An 18,171-nucleotide genomic window follows, 5' to 3' on the forward strand; every position below is an offset into this window, starting at 1 on the left:
AGCAAGCACACCCGGAGAGGATGGGTATGACCGCCGAGCAGCAGCTCGACCTGCCGCAGGACCCGGTGTCCACGGGGGCACCTCCGCAGGTCGACAACTTGGACGCCTTGGAGTCCGAGGCCATCCACATCTTCCGCGAGGTGGCCGGGGAGTTCGACCGCCCGGTGATCCTGTTCTCCGGGGGCAAGGACTCGACGGTGCTGGTCCACCTGGCGATCAAGGCGTTCCGGCCGGCGCCGGTGCCGTTCCCGCTGCTGCACGTGGACACCGGGCACAACTTCGACGAGGTCATCGAGTTCCGGGACCGGCTCGTCGCCGAGCACGACCTGCGGCTGGTGGTGTCCTCGGTGCAGGACTACATCGACGACGGCAGGCTCGCCGAGCGCCCGGACGGCATCCGCAACCCGCTGCAGACGACGCCGCTGCTGGACGGGATCACGGAGAACAAGTTCGACGCGGTGTTCGGCGGCGGCAGGCGGGACGAGGAGCGGGCGCGGGCCAAGGAGCGCATCTTCAGCCTGCGCAACGCCTTCGGCCAGTGGGACCCGCGGCGGCAGCGCCCGGAGCTGTGGAACCTCTACAACGGCAGGCACCGCCCGGGGGAGCACGTGCGGGTGTTCCCGCTGTCGAACTGGACGGAGCTCGACATCTGGCGCTACATCCAGCGCGAGAAGATCGACCTGCCGGAGATCTACTACGCCCACCGCCGCGAGGTGTACCAGCGCGACGGCATGTGGCTGACCGCGGGCCCCTGGGGCGGGCCGCGCGAGGACGAGGACGTCGCGGACAAGGTCGTGCGGTACCGCACGGTCGGCGACGGTTCCTGCACCGGCGCGGTCGAGTCCGAGGCGTACACGGTGGACGACGTGATCGCGGAGGTCGCCGCGAGCCGGCTCACCGAGCGCGGCGCGACGCGGGCCGACGACCGGATGTCGGAGGCCGCGATGGAGGACCGCAAGCGGGAGGGCTACTTCTGATGACCGAGACCACGACCCGCACCGCACCGGATTCCGGCGCCGAGGTGGTGCTGCCGGTGCACACGGACCTGCTCCGGCTGGCCACGGCCGGTTCGGTGGACGACGGCAAGTCGACGCTGGTGGGCAGGCTGCTGCACGACACGAAGTCGGTGCTGGCCGACCAGCTGGACGCGGTGCACCGGGCCAGCGCGGACCGCGGGTTGCAGACCCCGGACCTGTCGCTGCTGGTGGACGGGCTGCGCGCGGAGCGCGAGCAGGGCATCACGATCGACGTGGCGTACCGGTACTTCGCGACGCCGCAGCGGAGCTTCGTGCTGGCCGACACCCCGGGCCACGTGCAGTACACCCGGAACACGGTGACCGGCGCGTCCACCGCGCAGCTGGCGATCCTGCTGGTGGACGCGCGCAAGGGCGTCATCGAGCAGACCCGCAGGCACGCGGCGGTGCTGGCGCTGCTGGGCGTGCCGCGGCTGGTGCTGGCCATCAACAAGATCGACATGGTGGACTTCGACGCCGCGGTGCACGAGCGGATCGCCGCCGAGTTCGCCGGGCACGCCCGCGCGCTGGGCTACGCCGACGACGCGGTGCGCACCATCCCGGTGTCGGCGCTGCACGGCGACAACGTGGTGGAGCGCTCGGCGAACACGCCGTGGTACTCGGGGCCGTCGCTGCTGGAGCACCTGGAGACGGTGCCGGTGGCTCCGGACCCGTTCGACGCGCCGTTCCGGATGCCGGTGCAGTACGTGATCCGGCCGCGCACCGCGGAGCACCCGGACTACCGCGGCTACGCGGGCCAGGTCGCCGCGGGCGTGGTGGCGCAGGGCGACGAGGTCGTGGTGCTGCCCGCGGGCATCCGCACCCGGGTGTCCCAGGTGGACACCCCGGACGGCCCGGCACCGCGGGCGGCGGCAGGGCGTTCGGTGACGCTGCTGCTGGAGGACGACGTGGACCTGTCCCGGGGCGATCTGATCGCCGCCGCGGACTCGGCGCCGCAGGTCACCGACGAGCTGGACGCCACCGTGTGCTGGCTGGCGGAGAAGCCGTTGCAGCCCGGGGCCCGGGTGCTGGTCAAGCACGGCACCCGCACCGTGCAGGCGATGGTGACCGAGCTGTCGGCGCGCTTCGACGAGCAGGAGCTGGTCGGCGTGGACGCCCCGGATTCGCTGGCGCTCAACGAGATCGGCCGCGTGCAGCTGCGCACCGCGGAGCCGCTGCCGGTCGACGAGTACGCGGCGTCGCGGCGCACCGGTTCGTTCCTGGTGATCGACCCGGCGGACGGCACCACGCTGGCCGCCGGGCTGATCGGGCTGCCGCTGGCTCCGCTGGCGGCGGCGGTCGCGGGCTGATCCGGTTGGCACCCGCGCTGGTGGCCGTCGCGCACGGCAGCCGGGATCCGCGTTCGGCGCGCACCGTCCACGCCCTGCTGGACGTGGTGCGCGCCGAGCGCCCGGACCTGGACGTGCGGGCGGCGTTCCTGGACCTGTCCGCGCCGCGGGTGGGCGACGTGCTCGCGGCGGTGCGCGCCGACGGGCACCGCGAGGCCGTGGTGGTGCCGCTGCTGCTGGGCAGCGCGTTCCACGCGAAGGTGGACCTGCCCGCGGTGCTGGCCGAGGCGGGCGCGCGGCTGCCGGGGCTGGACCTGCGCACCGCGGACGTGCTCGGGCCGGATCCGCTGCTGGAGTCGGCGGCGCTGGACCGGTTGCGGGAGGCGGGTGCGCGCACCGACGACCCGGAGCTCGGGGTGGTGCTGGCCGGGGTCGGCTCGGCGCACGCTCCGGCGAACCGGCTGGTCGCGCAGGTCGCCGAGCGGTGGCAGGCGCGGCATTCCTGGGCGGGCGCGGTCGCCGCGTTCGCCACCGCCGCCGAACCGGACGTGCCCGCGGCGATCGCGCGGCTCCGGGAGCGCGGCGCCCGGCGCATCGCCGTCGGCTTCTGGTTCCTGGCTCCGGGGCTGCTGACCGATCGGGTCGTGGACGCGGCCCGCGCGCACGCACCGGACGCGCTGATCGGGACTCCGATGGCGGCCGCGGGATCGGTCGCCGAGCTCGTGCTGACCCGGTACCGCGAGGTGCTCGACCGCACCGAGGTCGGTTCCGGCGCGGCCTGAACCCGCTCGCGGGCGCGTTCGGCGCAGCCCGCACCACCGGGCGGCGCAACGTCCCCGGGCGTCCTTGCGAAATACCGACAAGTCCGGCCGAATCCGCGGCCGCGCGGGCAGGATGCGTTCCGTGCGACCGCGAACACGGGCGCACCACACGCCCGGCGGTGACGGGAAACCCCGACCTCCGGTCGCCGCCGGGCGGCCCGTTTCGTCCGCTGCCTCCTCGTTCCTCCCACCTCTGGCCGATAGCGGGATCGCTGACTCAGGGTGTTTTGGCGGAACACTAAACTTCACCCCAAGTGGCCATGAGAGAGTGCGGATCAACTACGCGACGGCGGCGCGTCGCAGCGCAGCCGAGCGGCATCGCGGCGCGGAACCACACTTTCGGGTGAGCCAGTGAACCTCGGCGGCAAGGATCAAGGTGCAACGACAAGTCGGGGGCGTGTGCGGGAGATGAACACCCAGCAGCCGAGCCGGCCGGTGATCACGCCGGCCATGCGCGAACAGGCCGCGAAGCAGCCGAACACGTGGCTGTACGTGGTGGATCCGATCTTCAGCGACCCCAGCTCCGAAGTCCCGCCCTGGGGCTTCATCGGCGGCTACCGGGTCGACGAGCGCGGTGAGCTCACCGAGGACTTCTCCCCCAACCCGAACTACCGCCCCTCCCCCGTCGCGCTACGGCTGCCCGCGCCGACCAACGATGTCGAACGCGCCCTGCAGCTGACCACCACCGGCTACGCGCAGGCGCCCACCCTGCTGGCCGCGCTGCTGGACGCCGAGCTGATCCTGTTCGCGCAGCCGCAGGGCAGCGGGCTGTTCACGATGGACCACGAATCCGGCAGGCGGCAGCTGCAGCTGTTCACCTCCGAGGGCTACCTGCCCGCGAACTGGACCAGCTGGCAGCGGATGACCGGCAGGCAGCTCGTCGAGCGCAAGCCGACCGGGATGGACCTGCAGATCAACCCGACCAGCCAGGTCAAGGCGCGCATCCCCGGCGAGGACCTGATCAAGGCCGCCGGTGGGCCCAGCACGCCCGCACCGCCCGCCTCCTTCGCGGCGCCGTCCGCGCCCGTCGCACCCGCGGCCCCCGCCACCGCTCCCGCGACCCCGCCCGCACCGCCGTCCCCCGCCGCGGACGTCACGCAGCCCGCGAAGGTCCCCGGAGCCGCCAAGCAGGCGCCGGACCCGATCAGCAGCGACCACGGGCAGCGGTTCCTCGGCAGCATGCTGGCCGCCGCGGCCGGGGACGCGCTCGGCGCACCCGTCGAGACCTACCCGGTGGAGCAGATCCGCAGCCGCTTCGGCGAGCGCGGCATCACCGACTACGACCGCGCGGGCGAGCGTCCCGGCGAGTTCACCGACGACACCCAGCTGATCCTGTTCACCCTGGAAGGCCTCGTCCGCGGGCACGTCGCCACCCGCGGCGGCGCCACGGGCGGGCCGCTGCCGGCGGTGCAGCTGGCCTACCAGCGCTGGCTGCACACCCAGGGCCACGCGTGGGCGCACGTCGCAGGCCCGTTCGCCGAGCGGCACCCGGAACCGACCGGCTGGCTCGTCGCCGAACGCGACCTGTTCGCGGTGCGCTCGCCGAACGCCGAGTGCATCACCGCGCTGCGCGAGTTCGCCGCCAACGGCAGGCCCGGCACGTTCCAGCGGCCGATCAACGACTCCGACGACAACACCGGCGTGGTGCGCGCCGCGCCGTTCGCGCTGTGGTCCGAGGACCCGCGCGAGGTGTTCCGGCTGGCCGCCGCGGGGGCCGCGCTGACCTGCGCGAAGCCCAGCGGCTACCTGCCCGCCGGGGTGCTGGCGGTGCTGGTGCACCGGCTGCTGCGCGGCGAGTCGCTGCCGGACGCGCTGACGCTGGCCCGCGAACTGCTCGCCGAGTGCGAGGGGCACCAGCAGACCGAACGGCTGCTGCTGGTGGCCGAGGACCTCGCCGCGCAGGGCGCACCGACCCCGGAGCAGCTCAAGGACCTGCTCGGCGCCGGCTGGACCGGGCAGGAGGCGCTGGCGATCGCGGTGTGCGCGGCGCTGAGCCACGACGGCGTCGGTCCGGCCGTGATGGCGGCGGTGAACCACTCGGGCGACAGCGACACGACGGGGGCGATCTGCGGTGCGATCGTCGGCGCCCGGCACGGCGCGTCCGCGCTGCCCGGGGTGTGGCTGCGCGACCTCAAGCAGCGCGAGCTCGTCGAGAAGCTGACCACGGACGCGCTGGTCGAGTTCGGCCCGCAGCCGCGCACCGACGAGACGTGGGCGCAGCGCTACCCGGCTTCGAAGGACCTGATCGACCTGGAGTTCCCCGCGGAGCTCCCGCGGTCGCCCCGGGAGGGTGCGGCGGAGCAGACCACCGAGCAGCCCGCGATCCGGGACGAGGCGGCCGAGAAGTCCGCTCCGGTGGCCAGGTTCCCGATCCCGGGTGGTGCCGCGCGCACCGGCGACGAGCAGCCGGGCGACGGCGCAGCCGAGTCCACTTCGGACGGTCCGGCGGGCCTCGCGCCCGGTGGCCGCACCGCGGCGGTACCCGGTGCCGACGACGACGCGGCGACCGGTGCGGCCGAGCAGTCCGCGGCATCGGCGGAGCGCGAGCAGAGCGCGGGCTCGGCGCAGGAAGAGCAGAGCGCGGGTCCGGCGCAGGAGCAGCAGGGCACGGCCGCGGTTCAGGACGAGCAGGGCACGGCTTCCGCGCAGGACGAACACCGCGCGAACTCGGCGGAGACCGCGAAGCCCGCGGAGACGACTCCGGAACGGCCCGAGCAGGACGCGGCGGCGGAGCAGAAGTCCGACCAGAGCCCCGAATCCGGCCAGAGCCCCGAAGCCGAGGACGCCGAGCAGACCGCCCGCCCGGCCGCACCGCTGCCCACGATGGGTTCCTGGCCTTCGACCTCCTCGAACGGCCGCGACGCCGACGTCGAGCAGGACGAGGCCGCCGCCGAGGACGAGCCCGCCGGAGCCGAGGACACCGCGAAGAAGGCCGCTGCGGAGAAGACCACCGAGTCGAAGGCCGCCGAGGCCGGGTCGGTCGAGGCCGAACGCACGGCCGACGCGGCGCAGCGCGGGCCCGCGGCAGCCGCCCCGCTCACCGAGCGCATCGCCATGCCGAAGTCCCGCCCGACCACGCAGCCCACCGGCCGGCAGGCACCCGGCCCGCAGACCGCGCGGCAACCCGCCGCGAAGCAGCGCCCGGCGACCACCCGCGAACTCGCCGAACCGGCCACCGAACGCGGCGCCCGCATCCTGGGCTGCCTGCTCGGCGGCGCGGTGGGCGACGCGCTCGGCTACCCGGTGGAGGACGACTCCATCGAGAAGATCCGCGCCGAACACGGTGCGGCGGGCGTCGTCGACTTCGCCGACGCGCACCGCCCCGGCGGGTCGATCAGCGACGACACCCAGCTGACCCTGTTCACCGCCGACGGCCTCATCCGCGCCTCGATCCGCCGCAGGCTCTACGGCGAGACCGATCCGGCGCAGCAGGTCCAGCACGCCTACCAGCGCTGGCTGCACACCCAGGGCTTCGACTGGAAGGACGCGGGCGGACCGATCGCGGCGACCCCGCCGGACGGCTGGCTGATCCGGGAGAAGGGCCTGTTCGTGCGCCGCGCGCCCGGCGCCACCTGCGTGCAGGCGCTGCACGGCTACGCGACGAGCGCTCGGCTGGGCACCCTGACGAACCGGATCAACGATTCGAAGGGCTGCGGCGGCGTGATGCGCGCGGCGCCCGCCGGGTTCTGGTCCGACGACCCGACCGAGACGTTCCGGGTGGGTGCGGCCACGGCCGCGCTGACCCACGGGCACCCGAGCGGTTTCCTGCCCGCGGGCGCGCTCGCGGTGATCGTGGCGCAGCTGCTGGGCGGCCGGTCGCTGCCGGAGGCGGTGGACCGCGCGCTGACCGAGCTGTCGGGCTGGGAAGGCCACGAGGAGACGACGAGCGCGCTGCGCCGCGCGATCGAGCTGGCCACCGAGGGCACGCCGACGCCGGAGCAGATCCAGCACCGGCTCGGCGACGGCCGGGTCGGCGAGCAGGCGCTGGCCATCGCGGTGTGCGCCGCGCTGGCGCGCCCGTTCTCCTACACCGATGCGGTGGTGCTGGCGGCGAACCACTCGGGCGACAGCGACGCGACCGCGTCCATCTGCGGCAACATCATGGGCACCGCGCACCTGGCGAGCGCGATCCCGGAGAGCTGGCGGCAGCGGGTGGAGCTCGGCGAGGTCGTCGAGCAGCTCGCGCAGGACGCCACCGAGGAGTTCGGCGAGCACCCGCCGTCGGTGCCGGAGTGGCTGCGCCGCTACCCGGCGGGCAGCGCGCCCGCGAAGCCGAAGGCCCAGCCCGCCCGGCCCGCACCGGTGCCGGAGACGGCGGCGGAGCAGACCATGGTGATGGCGCCCATCCCCGCCGTCACCGACGAACCCCCGGCGAGCGGATCCGCGCCGGAGCCCGCCGAGAGCGCTCCCGAACCGGCCGCCGAGCAGCCCGCGGCGGAACGGGCCGTCCCCGCCGAGCAGCCCGCGTCCGAGGCACCGGCGGCAGCCGAACCGGTGGCAGCCGCCGTCCCCGCCGCACCGCCCGAACCCGCCGCGGCGGACGAGGACTCCGGCGACGGCCTCAACGACGAGGAGCTTCGGCTGCTCGCCGCGTGGCGCAAGTTCCGCGACGGCGAGGACGACACGCCCAACGACCTCTCCGAGGGGCTGCACAAGCTGCTGCAGGAGGCGTTCGGCCCCGAGCGCGCCGCGCAGCTGGTCGCCGCGAACGAGGCCGACGGCGAGCTGCCCGCGGAGGTGCCCGCCGAGCTGGATCGCCTGGACCGGCTCGCCGGATGCGCGCTCGGCGTGCTCGCCGGTGACGCGCTGGGCGCTCCGTGGACGTTCCTGTCGCAGCGGGCGATCCTGCGCCGCAACCCGGACGGGGTGCGCGAGCTCGCCGAGCACCTGGGCGGCCGCGGCCGGTCCACCTCGATCGGGCAGCAGTCGGTGTTCCTGCTCGACGGCCTGCTCCGCTCGTCCGTCCACAAGGGACTGAACAAGCCGGGTCCGACGCCCGCCGAACTGGTCCGCGGCACCCTCCAGCACTGGGTGATCGCGCAGGGCGCCCCGGTGGAACCGGCGCTGCGGCCCGCGGAACTCGCCGCGGAGCCCGCGTTCGGCGCGCAGCGCTTCCCCGACGAAGCGGGCGTCACCGCGCTGGCCACCTGGGACGGGCAGAGCCCGCTGCCGACGCCGAGCACCCCGCCGAACCAGGCCACCGGCGCGGCCGCGGCCGCCCGCGGCGCCGTCGTCGGCCTGTACGCCGACGCGCCCGGCACCGCGGTCGAGCTCGGCATCGCCACCGGCGTGCTCACCCACGGCCACCCGGACGGCTACCTGCCCGCCGCGGCCGTCGCGGGCATGGTCGCCGCGCTGAACTCCGGGCAGACCCTCGCGGAGAGCGTGCACACCACGCTCACCGAGCTGAAGGCCTGGGAGGGCAGTGAGAACACGGTGCGGTCGCTGCGCGACGCGCTGGAGCTCGCCGAGCACGGCCCGGTCCCGGTGCCCGCGCTGGAGAAGCTCGGCGCGGGCAGGCACGCGCCCGCCGCGCTCGGCGTCGCGGTCGCCGCCGCGCTGACCCACCCGGACTCGTTCGCCGACGCCGTCGCGCTCGCCGCCACCCACTCCGGGGACAGCGCGGCCACCGCGGCGCTGTGCGGCGGACTGCTCGGCGCCGCGCGCGGTGCGGCGGAGATCCCGGCGGAGTGGCTCGATCAGCTGGAACTCGCCGATCACGTGCAGCGCCTCGTCGCCGATGCCCGGCGGGTCGACACCGATCTCGCCCCGGACGGCACGGCGCCGGACTGGACCCGGCGATACACGCAGTAACGTTGCTCAGGTGAAGGATTCTCGCGACGGGCTCACCGAGGCGGAACGGGCGTTGCTGGCGGCGTTCCGGGAACGGCGCCGGGCGGGGTCGCCGGACGCGCCGCCGGCGACCGCCGCGGAGCCCGGCGCGGAATCCGGTGCGCCGCCCGCCGGACCAGCCGACGCGGACGAGCGGGTGCTGCTGGAGAAGTGGCGTTCCTGGCGCGACCGGCCGCTGACCCGGCCGCCGTGGTTCGCGGCGCTGCGCCAGCGGATCGGCACCGATCCCGCGCCACCGGTGCCCGCCACCGGGCTGGCCGACTCCTCCGGTTACCGGCCGGACGCGGCGAGCCGGTTCGCCGGGATGCTGCTGGGCGCGGCCAGCGCCGAGCACACCGCCACCGGCCGGGTCGGCGAACGCACCGCGGCGCTGCTGTTCGCGCTGGAAGGCGTGATCCGCGCGCACACCGCGCTGCGCGCGCACGGCGCCACCGACCTCACCGCCTCCGTCCTCAGTGGACTCCAGCGGTGGCTGCACACCCGCGGCGTGCCGTGGCAGGACTGCGTCGCCGAACCCGCGGGCGAACCGGACGGCTGGCTCGTCGAGCAGCGCGAGCTGCACGGCGACACCGTCGAGGACCGGGCGCTGCTGACCGCGCTGACCCGCATCGCCGCCGGGGGCCGCGCCTCCGCGCACGCCGCCGGGGCCGGTGCGGTCCCGCTGGGCGCGGTGGCCGCGCTGTGGTCCGGCAGCGAGGTGTTCGGCACCGCCGCGAACCTCGCCGCGCTCACCCACGGCCACCCCGACGGCAACCGCCCGGCCGGGGTGCTCGGCGTCGCGATCTCGTTGCTGCTGCGCGGAAATCCGCTGCCCGCGGCCCTGGACGGCGCGCTCGCCGCCTGGGAACCCGCCGATTCCCGGCCCGCGCTGCTCGACCGCGCCCTGCACCTCGGCAGCACCAGCCCCGTCGGGTTCGTGCCCGGTGCCGCGCAGCTCGACGCGATGAGCCCGGGCCGGACCGGCACCGAAGCCCTCGCCGCCGCGCTGCGCATCGTCGCCGCGTGCCCCGACGACTTCCCCGCCGCCATCGCCGCCGCCACCGACCACGGCGGCGACACCCGCACCACGGCGGTGCTGTGCGGCCAGCTGCTCGGCGCCGCCCACGGGCCCGCCGCGATCCCCTTACCCGGCACGGGGAAACCGGCCGCGCTCGCCGTGCTGGAACGGCTCGCCGAGGACGCCGCCGCCGAATTCGGCCCCTACCCGGACGAATCCGAGGAATGGCTGCGCCGCTACCCCGTCGGCGCCCCCGCCCGCGAACCCGATCGGCGAAGGAGCCTGCACGCCGTGCCCAGACTCGCCGCGTCCAGAGACCGCTTCCTCGGCGCCGTGCTCGGCTGCGCCATCGGCGAAGCCCTCGGCACCCCCATCGCCGGTGACGGCTGGGACGAGATCCAAGACCGGCACGGGCCGCAGGGGCTGCGCAACTACGTGCCCGCCGGACATCCCGCGGGCAGGCTCGGCAGCGACACCCAGCTGCTGCTGTTCTCCCTCGAAGGCACCATCCGCGCCGGGGTGAGCCGCCGCAGCAACGAGGTCGCCGACCCGTCCCGGCACATCCAGCACGCCTACCAGCGCTGGCTGCACACCCAGCACCTCAGCTGGGGCCGCGCCGCCGGCGAATTCCTCAAGCACACCCCCGCGCCTGACGGCTGGCTGGTGGGGCACCGCGCGCTGTTCCAGACCCGCAACCCGGGCCGCACCATGATGCGCACCCTCATCGCCTTCGCCAAGGGCCAGCAGCCGATGGGCACCCCGGACCACCCGGTCAGCGACTCGCAGGGCAGCACCGCCGTGATGCGGGCCGTCCCGGCCGCGCTGTGGAGCTCCGACCCGGCCGAGGTGTTCCGCGTCGGGCAGAACACCGCCGCGCTCACCCACGGCGACCCGGTGGCCTACCTCAGCGCGGGCACGCTCGCGTTCCTGGTGTCCCGGCTGCTGGACGGGTGCGCGCTCCCCGTCGCCGTCGACGAGGCGCTGGACGAGCTCAGCGGGCACCGCGGCCACCAGGACGTCACCCGCAAGGTGTCCGCGGCGGTGCGCTACGCCGCCTCCGCCGAGACCACGCCCGGGCACCTGGAGAGCGGCATCGGCAACGGGTGGAGCGCCGCCGACGCGCTCGGCATCGGCCTGTACGCGGCGCTCGTCGCGGACGGGGACATCGACGCGGCGCTGCCGCTGGCGGTCAACCACTCCGGCAACTCGGCCACCACCGGTGCGGTCTGCGGCAGCCTCGTCGGCGCCCGGTCCGGGGCGGCGAAGATCCCGGACCGGTGGCGGACCGAGCTGGAGCTGCACGACGTCATCGAGCAGCTGGCGCACGACGCGAGCCTCGAATTCGGCCCCCACCCGCCGGACACCGACGACTGGACCACCCGCTACCCGCCGACCTGACGGGCCGTCGGGGCGGAAACCGGTCGTCGCGGCACCTCGGAACGCCCGCGGCAGGCGGTAGCGTGCGGCGCATGGCCGACGAACTCGTGCACCGCAGCACCGCCTCCGGCATCGCGACGATCACCCTCGACTCCCCGCACAACCGCAACGCGCTGTCCGCGCAGCTGCGCCGGGAACTGCGCGAGCACCTGGCGGCGGCGCTCGCCGAGGACGCGGTGCGGGTGATCGTGCTCGCCCACACCGGGACGGTGTTCTGCTCCGGGATGGACCTCAAGGAGTCCCGGTCCGCCGGCGCCGACGATCAGGGGGTGCGGGAGCTGCCTGAACTGCTGAACACCCTGTGGACCAGCCCGAAACCGGTCATCGCCAAGCTCGCCGGACCGGCGCGGGCGGGTGGCGCGGGCATCATCGCGGCCTGCGACCTGGCGGTCGCGGCGGACACCGCGACGTTCGGGTTCTCCGAGGTCCGCATCGGCGTGGTGCCCGCGGTGATCTCGCTGACCGTGCTGCCCAGGCTGCAGCCGCGCGCCGCGCACGAGCTGTTCCTCACCGGGGAGAACTTCGACGCCGAGCGCGCCGTGCGGATCGGGCTGCTCACCTCGGCGGTGCCCGCCGACCGGCTCGACGCGGAGGTCGACCGCTACGCCGGGATGCTGGCGAAGGGCGCGCCGCACGCGTTGGCCGCCACCAAGGCGCTGCTGCGGCGCCCCCGTTCCGCGGACATCGGGGCGGACTTCGACGAGGTGCTGGAACTCTCCGCCCGCCACTTCGCCTCCGCCGAGGGCCAGGAGGGCATGCGGGCCTTCGCCGAGAAGCGGCCCGCCGCCTGGGTCCCGCAGGACTGAGGGCGGCGGGGCTTCAGTCGCGGGTCAGGACGGTGGCGAAGGCGCGGCCGCAGATCGGCTTGCTCGCCGCGTCCCGCAGCACCGTGTTGATCTTCTCGTAGGCCTTGGGGTCGTGCTGCGCCAGGTTCTGCGCCCCGGACCAGATGAGCACGTGCTCACCCTCCGGCAGCCAGGACAGGTCGGTCAGGCAGTCGTAGAGCGCGTCCAGGTTGCGCCCCGCCCACTCCGGGAACGACAGCACCGCCGCGATCCCGTCCAGCGCGGTGCGCTTGTTGACCAGGTCGCTGCCGTCGAGCACGTGCACGGCCGCGCCGCGCCGCTCGGCGTCCTCGGCCGCCGTCTTGGCGCTCACGCCAGGCTGCTCCAGCTCGCTCACCGCCGGCTCCTTCCGGGAGACCTGAGGCTTTTTCGTCGCAAACATCCCACTCAACCACACACGTCGACAACCAGGAAGAAGCTTCGTTCACCGCAATGCCGGGGCGGTCGGGCCGCCCGCAGCGTCACGCGGGCGAGATGAGCGGTTCAGCAGCCCGCCACGGCACCGTTCCCGGTGAATCCGGCAGAACGGGCACAGCCTGCCACACCGCGGCGGAACCACCGGCGGGCGGCATGGCCCTGCCGTGCGCGGCGGCACCCTGCTGGACGAACCAGCCGATGACGACGAGCGCGATCAGCCCGATCAGGGCGACCGTGATGCGCTTGCGCGAGGTCAACCGGTTCATGGCACGTCCGTTCCGCGCGGGGTCCGCACCGGCGGTTCGGCGTCGCGCACGCGGGTCAGCCGCGCGCCGATCCCATCGATGGCCCGGTCGAGGAAGCGCGCCAGGTACCAGCACACCGGCAGCAGCACGACCAGGACCAGGGTCACCAGCAGCGGGTACCAGAGCTGGACGAGCCACAGCTCGACGCCGTCCCACCACTCGAACAGCCAGTCCATCACGAGGCGCCAGAGTACGCCGGGCCTCCGGGGCCTTCACCCCGCCCCGGCCCCGCCCGGTGCGCCCGGTTCCCGCGGGCGCCCGGACGCGTCCGCGGGCGGTCAGGCGGTGCCGGTGACCTCGGTCGACGGGCTCCCGGCGCGCTCGCCCGCCGCCGAGCGCTCGCGGATGGAGCGGATGATCGCGCCGAAGTCGTACCCGCCGCCGCCCTCCTCGTTGAACCGCTGGTAGAGCTCGGTCGCCAACCGGCCGACGGCCGCGTCGGTGCCGCTCTGCTCGGCGGCGGACTCGGCCAGTTTGAGGTCCTTGAGCATCAGCGCCGCGGAGAAGCCCGGCTCGTAGTCGTGGTTGGCCCGGCTGGTCTCGACCAGGTCCGGGACCGGGCAGTTCGTGGTCAGCGCCCAGCACTGCCCGGTGGAGATCGAGGCGACGTCGTAGAGCGCCTGGTTGCTCAGGCCGAGCCGCTCGCCGAGCACGAACGCCTCCCCGACCGCGATCATCGAGGCCCCGAGCACCAGGTTGTTGCACATCTTGGTGACCTGGCCGTTGCCCGGCCCGCCGCAGTGGATGACCTTGCGGGCCATCGGCGCCAGCAGCGGCTCCGCCAGCTGGAAGTGCTCGTCCGCGCCGCCGACCATGAACGTGAGCGTGCCCGCCTCGGCGCCCGCGGTGCCCCCGGAGACCGGGGCGTCCAGCGAGCCGAACCCGGCGGTCCCGGCCAGGGCGTGCGCGGCGCGGGCGTCGGCGACGTCGACCGTGGAGGAGTCGACCAGCAGCGCGCCCGGCTCGACCGCGGGCAGCACCTGCTCGTAGCAGTCCAGCAGGTGCTTGCCGCCCGGCAGCATCGTGATCACCGCTTCGGCGCCGGTCACGGCCTCGACGGCCGAGTCGACGGTGGTCACCCCGTTCGCCCGGGCCGCCTCCAGCGCCGCGGGCGACAGGTCGAACCCGCGCACCACGTGCCCGGCCGCGACCAGGTTCGCCGACATCGGGCCGCCCATGTGGCCGAGCCCGATGAATCCGATGACAGCCATTGTCATTCCCTTCTGCGGGTGCGGTGGTCGAGCCGGGCGCGGGGCCCGGCGGCTCAGCCGGACAGGCCGAGCTCGTCCTCGCCGAGCGGGGCGAAGAAGCGCTGGACGAGCTCGGGGGTGACGCCGTCCAGTCCGTTCGGCGACCACTTCGGGTCGCGGTCCTTGTCGACGAGGGTGGCGCGCACGCCCTCCACGAAATCGCCGGCGTTCAGGCAGCGCAGCGCGATCCGGAACTCCTGGTCCAGCGCGGCTTCCAGGGTCGCCGGCCTGCTGCGCAGCGCGCGCAGCGTCACCTTCAGCGAGGTCGGGGACTTCGCGTCGATCGCGTCGGCGGCGTCCGCGGCGGCCTGCTCGGGGCGGGCGCGCAGCCGGTCGAGGATCTCGGTGACGTCGTCGGCGGCGTAGGCCGCATCGATCCACTCCCGCTGCGCGGCCACCGGCGACTCCGGCGGGGCCTCGGTGAACCGGGCCAGCGCCGCGTCCACGTCGCCGCCGGTCAACGCCTTGATCAGGTCGTCGATGCGCTCGCTCGGCAGGTAGTGGTCGGCGAGGCCCAGCGCCACGGCGTCCGCGCCGCTCACCGGCGCACCGGTGAGCGCCAGGTGCGTGCCCAGCTCACCGGGGGTGTGCGCGAGCAGGAAGGTGCCGCCGACGTCGGGCACGAAGCCGATGCCGACCTCCGGCATGCCGACCTTGGAGCGTTCGGTGACGACCCGGTGCGAGCCGTGCGCGGAGATGCCGACGCCACCGCCCATGCACACCCCGTCCATCAGCCCCACCACGGGCTTCGGGTAGTGCGCGAGCATCGAGTTGAGCCGGTACTCCTCGCTCCAGAACGCCTTGGGGAGTTCCTCGTCCCCGGCCTTCGCCGCGTCGTGCAGCGCCCGGATGTCGCCACCCGCGCACAGCCCGCGTTCCCCGGCGCCCTCGACGAGCACCGCCCGCACCTGCTCGTCGGTGCTCCACCGCCGCAGCGCGGCGGTCATCTCGCGCACCATCTCCAGGGTGAGCGAGTTGATCGCCTTGGGGCGGTTGAGGGTGATGCGTCCGAGCGCGCCCTCGACGCTGAGCAGAACCTGCTCCGGGGCGGGTGTTGTCATGATGCCGACTCCAGCAGTCCACGGGAAATGATCAGTCGCATGATCTCGTTGGTGCCTTCGAGGATCTGGTGCACCCGCAGGTCGCGAACGATCTTCTCGAGGCCGTACTCGGCAAGGTATCCGTATCCGCCGTGGATCTGAAGCGCCTCGTTCGCCACGGTGAAGCCCACGTCGGTAGCGAGCCGCTTCGCCATCGCGCACAGCCGGGTCGCGTCCGGGTCGCGGGCGTCCAGCGCCCACGCCGCGCGCCACAGCAGCATCCGGGCGGCCTCCAGTTCGGTGGCCATGTCGGCGAGCTTGAACTGCAGCACCTGGAACTCGCTGAGCTTGGAGCCGAACGCGGTGCGCTCACGCACGTAACCGAGGCTGCGGTCCAGCGCGTCCCGCGCCCCGCCCAGCGAGCAGGCCGCGATGCTGAGCCTGCCGCCGTCCAACCCGGCCATCGCGATCTTGAACCCGATGCCCTCGGGCCCGAGCCGCTGCGCCGCGGGCACCCGCACCCCGTCGAGCACGACCTGCCGGGTGGGCTGCGCGTTCCAGCCCATCTTCCGCTCGTTCGGGCCGAACGAGAGCCCGGCCGCGTCGCCTTCCACGATGAACGTGGAGATGCCCTTCGAACCGTCCTCGCCGGTGCGGGCCATCACCACGTACACGTCGGAGCTGCCGCCGCCGGAGATGAACTGCTTCACCCCGGTCAGCACGTAGTCGTCGCCGTCGCGCACCGCGCGGGTCCGCAGCGCCGCCGCGTCCGAACCCGCCTCCGGTTCGGTGAGGCAGTAGCTGGCGCGGGCGGTCAGCGAGCACAGCGGCGGCAACCAGCGGGCGCGCTGCTCCTCGTCGCCGAAGCGGTCGATCATCCCGGCGACCATGTTGTGGATCGACAGGTACGCCGCCACCGACGGGTCGCCCGCGGCGAGCTCCTCGAAGATGAGCGCCGAGTCGAACCTGCCCAGCCCGGTGCCGCCGCAGGCCTCGTCGACGTAGATGCCGCCGATGCCGAGCTCACCCGCGGCGCGCAGCACCTCCACCGGGAAGTGCTTGTCCTGGTCCCACTGCACGGCGTGCGGGGCGAGCTGCTCGGCCGCGAACTCGCGGGCCAGCTGCTGGATGGCCCGCTGGTCCTCGGTCAGCGCGAACGGGGACACCACGCCGGAGGGGCCGGAAACCGCTGCTACCGACACGTCCACTCCTCACCTTCGAGAGTCCGGTCCCGGGCGGGCGCGGTGGCCCGCCCGGGGCGCGGGTCAGTTCATCGTGGGGATGGTGAAGCTGGCGCCTTCCTTGAGCCCGGAGGGCCAGCGGGAGGTCACCGTCTTCGTCTTGGTGTAGAACTTGATCGAGTCCGGTCCGTGCTGGTTGAGGTCGCCGAATCCGGACCGCTTCCAGCCGCCGAAGGTGTGGTAGGCGATCGGCACCGGGATCGGCACGTTCACCCCGACCATGCCGGTGTTGACGCGGCTGACGAACTCGCGCGCCGCGTCCCCGTCCCTGGTGAAGATCGCGACGCCGTTGCCGTACTCGTTCTCGCTGGGCAGCCGCACCGCCTCGTCGTAGTCGGCGGCGCGCACCACCGACAGCACCGGGCCGAAGATCTCCTCCCGGTAGATCCGCATGTCCGGGGTGACGTGGTCGAACAGCGAGGCGCCTGCGAAGAACCCGTCCTCGTGACCCTCCAGCGCGAACCCGCGGCCGTCGACGAGCAGCGAGGCACCCTCCTCGACCCCGGCGGCGACGAGCTCGTCCACCCGCTGCAGCGCCTGCCTGGTCACCAGCGGCCCGAAGTCGGCGTCCGCGTCGAAGCTGGTGCCGATCTTGAGCTTGCGCACCCGCTCGACGAGCTTCTCCACCAGCGCGTCGGCGGTCGCCTCGCCGACCGGCACCGCCACCGAGATGGCCATGCACCGCTCGCCCGCCGAGCCGTAGCCCGCGCCGACCAGCGCGTCCACCGCCTGGTCCAGGTCCGCGTCCGGCATCACGATCATGTGGTTCTTGGCGCCGCCGAAGCACTGCGCGCGCTTCCCGTGCGCGGCGGCGGTGGCGTAGATGTACTCGGCGATCGAGGAGGAGCCGACGAACCCGACGGCCTCGATCCGGGGGTCGGTGAGCACCGCGTCCACCGCCACCTTGTCGCCGTTGACCACGTTGAGCACGCCCGGCGGCAGGCCCGCCTCGACGAACAGCTCGGCCAGCCGCAACGGCACCGACGGGTCCCGCTCGGAGGGCTTGAGCACGAAGGAGTTGCCCGCCGCGATCGCCGGGGCGGCCTTCCACAGCGGGATCATCGCCGGGAAGTTGAACGGCGTGATGCCCGCGACCACGCCCAGCGGCTGGCGCAGCGAGTACACGTCGATGCCGGTGCCCGCGTTCTCGCTGTACTCGCCCTTGAGCAGGTGCGGGACGCCGACGGCGAACTCGACGACCTCCAGGCCGCGCTGGATGTCGCCCTTGGCGTCGGCGACGGTCTTGCCGTGCTCGGCGGAGAGCAGCCGGGCCAGCGAGTCCATCTCCTCGCCGACCAGCTGCAGGAAGCGCATCAGCACCCGCGCCCGCTTCTGCGGGTTCTGCGCGGCCCACGCGGGCTGGGCCTCGGCCGCGTTCGCGACCGCGGCCGCGACCTCCTCGGCCGAGGCGAGCGGGACCTTGGCCTGCACCCCGCCGGTGTTCGGGTCGAACACGTCACCGAAGTTCCCGGAGGTTCCGGCGACCCGTTCGCCGCCGATGAAGTGCTCCAACTCCTGGGACATACCGCACCGCACCTTTCGCCGTTCGCACCGTTGATCCCGGCCCGCCCGCGCCGTCCACCGCGTCCCGCGGCCGGTCATTTAGTCGGGCTTCCAACTTTCGGTGACCCAATCATCAGCCTAGTCGGTACGGCTGCAACAG

Annotated in this window: 13 protein-coding genes; 6 read left to right on the top strand and 7 right to left on the bottom strand. The window is 74.1% G+C overall.

The genetic code is table 11. The features are described 5' to 3' along the window. Positions 1–26: 26 nt before the first annotated feature. From cysD to AC29IT_RS14390, 6 genes are all read left to right on the top strand, one after another. The gene (cysD, locus tag AC29IT_RS14365; protein ID WP_488218991.1) at positions 27–977 is read left to right on the top strand and encodes a sulfate adenylyltransferase subunit CysD; all 951 of its coding nucleotides are present in this window, start codon (positions 27–29) and stop codon (positions 975–977) included. Then, complete coding sequence (locus AC29IT_RS14370; protein ID WP_358434376.1) at positions 977–2,323, top strand: sulfate adenylyltransferase subunit 1; 1,347 nt, start codon at positions 977–979, stop codon at positions 2,321–2,323. Before cysD ends, AC29IT_RS14370 begins: the two co-directional genes overlap by 1 nt. A 5-nt stretch (positions 2,324–2,328) precedes the next feature. Then, a complete protein-coding gene (locus tag AC29IT_RS14375; protein WP_358434379.1) occupies positions 2,329–3,084 on the top strand; it encodes a sirohydrochlorin chelatase in 756 nt (251 codons plus the stop codon). 447 nt (positions 3,085–3,531) lie between these two features. Continuing rightward, positions 3,532–8,937 (top strand): type VII secretion system-associated protein, encoded by a 5,406-nt coding sequence (locus tag AC29IT_RS14380; RefSeq protein ID WP_488218992.1) that lies wholly within the window; start codon positions 3,532–3,534, stop codon positions 8,935–8,937. Between the two features lie 10 nt (positions 8,938–8,947). Beyond that, entirely contained in the window at positions 8,948–11,371 is a 2,424-nt protein-coding gene (locus AC29IT_RS14385) for an ADP-ribosylglycohydrolase family protein (RefSeq protein ID WP_488218993.1), read from the top strand. Positions 11,372–11,442: 71 nt separating this feature from the next. After that, positions 11,443–12,216 (top strand): enoyl-CoA hydratase-related protein, encoded by a 774-nt coding sequence (locus tag AC29IT_RS14390; RefSeq protein ID WP_488218994.1) that lies wholly within the window; start codon positions 11,443–11,445, stop codon positions 12,214–12,216. A 13-nt stretch (positions 12,217–12,229) separates the two neighbouring features. Here AC29IT_RS14390 and AC29IT_RS14395 read toward each other — a convergent pair whose 3' ends face one another. The 7 genes from AC29IT_RS14395 to AC29IT_RS14425 form a co-directional block, all read right to left on the bottom strand. Continuing rightward, on the bottom strand, positions 12,230–12,592 hold the full coding sequence (locus AC29IT_RS14395; RefSeq protein WP_358434389.1) for a barstar family protein: 363 nt from the start codon (positions 12,590–12,592) through the stop codon (positions 12,230–12,232). Between the two features lie 124 nt (positions 12,593–12,716). Further along, positions 12,717–12,938 (bottom strand): hypothetical protein, encoded by a 222-nt coding sequence (locus AC29IT_RS14400; RefSeq protein ID WP_358434392.1) that lies wholly within the window; start codon positions 12,936–12,938, stop codon positions 12,717–12,719. Beyond that, positions 12,935–13,153, bottom strand: a complete 219-nt coding sequence (locus AC29IT_RS14405) for a hypothetical protein (protein ID WP_309148749.1) — start codon at positions 13,151–13,153, stop codon at positions 12,935–12,937. The genes AC29IT_RS14400 and AC29IT_RS14405 overlap by 4 nt, the downstream gene beginning before the upstream one ends. Positions 13,154–13,255: 102 nt before the next feature. Further along, the gene (gene mmsB, locus AC29IT_RS14410) at positions 13,256–14,188 is read right to left on the bottom strand and encodes a 3-hydroxyisobutyrate dehydrogenase (protein ID WP_488218995.1); all 933 of its coding nucleotides are present in this window, start codon (positions 14,186–14,188) and stop codon (positions 13,256–13,258) included. Between the two features lie 53 nt (positions 14,189–14,241). After that, positions 14,242–15,288 (bottom strand): enoyl-CoA hydratase/isomerase family protein, encoded by a 1,047-nt coding sequence (locus AC29IT_RS14415; RefSeq protein WP_488218996.1) that lies wholly within the window; start codon positions 15,286–15,288, stop codon positions 14,242–14,244. Further along, positions 15,285–16,469 carry an acyl-CoA dehydrogenase family protein gene (locus AC29IT_RS14420; RefSeq protein ID WP_358434401.1) on the bottom strand — a complete coding sequence of 395 codons (1,185 nt, stop codon included), beginning with the start codon at positions 16,467–16,469 and terminating at the stop codon, positions 15,285–15,287. The genes AC29IT_RS14415 and AC29IT_RS14420 overlap by 4 nt, the downstream gene beginning before the upstream one ends. 63 nt (positions 16,470–16,532) lie before the next feature. After that, positions 16,533–18,032, bottom strand: coding sequence for a CoA-acylating methylmalonate-semialdehyde dehydrogenase (locus AC29IT_RS14425; protein WP_358434404.1), 1,500 nt, complete (start codon positions 18,030–18,032; stop codon positions 16,533–16,535). Positions 18,033–18,171 lie beyond the last annotated feature (139 nt).

The organism is Saccharopolyspora sp. MMCC62 (assembly GCF_057736575.1).

Bases quoted from the DNA above. Each gene is read 5' to 3' on its own strand.
- cysD (WP_488218991.1), top strand. From the start codon at position 27: ATGACCGCCGAGCAGCAGCTCGACCTGCCGCAGGACCCGGTGTCCACG.
- AC29IT_RS14370 (WP_358434376.1), top strand. From the start codon at position 977: ATGACCGAGACCACGACCCGCACCGCACCGGATTCCGGCGCCGAGGTG.
- AC29IT_RS14380 (WP_488218992.1), top strand. From the start codon at position 3,532: ATGAACACCCAGCAGCCGAGCCGGCCGGTGATCACGCCGGCCATGCGC.
- AC29IT_RS14390 (WP_488218994.1), top strand. From the start codon at position 11,443: ATGGCCGACGAACTCGTGCACCGCAGCACCGCCTCCGGCATCGCGACG.
- AC29IT_RS14400 (WP_358434392.1), bottom strand. From the start codon at position 12,938: ATGAACCGGTTGACCTCGCGCAAGCGCATCACGGTCGCCCTGATCGGG.
- AC29IT_RS14405 (WP_309148749.1), bottom strand. From the start codon at position 13,153: ATGGACTGGCTGTTCGAGTGGTGGGACGGCGTCGAGCTGTGGCTCGTC.
- mmsB (WP_488218995.1), bottom strand. From the start codon at position 14,188: ATGGCTGTCATCGGATTCATCGGGCTCGGCCACATGGGCGGCCCGATG.
- AC29IT_RS14415 (WP_488218996.1), bottom strand. From the start codon at position 15,288: ATGACAACACCCGCCCCGGAGCAGGTTCTGCTCAGCGTCGAGGGCGCG.
- AC29IT_RS14425 (WP_358434404.1), bottom strand. From the start codon at position 18,032: ATGTCCCAGGAGTTGGAGCACTTCATCGGCGGCGAACGGGTCGCCGGA.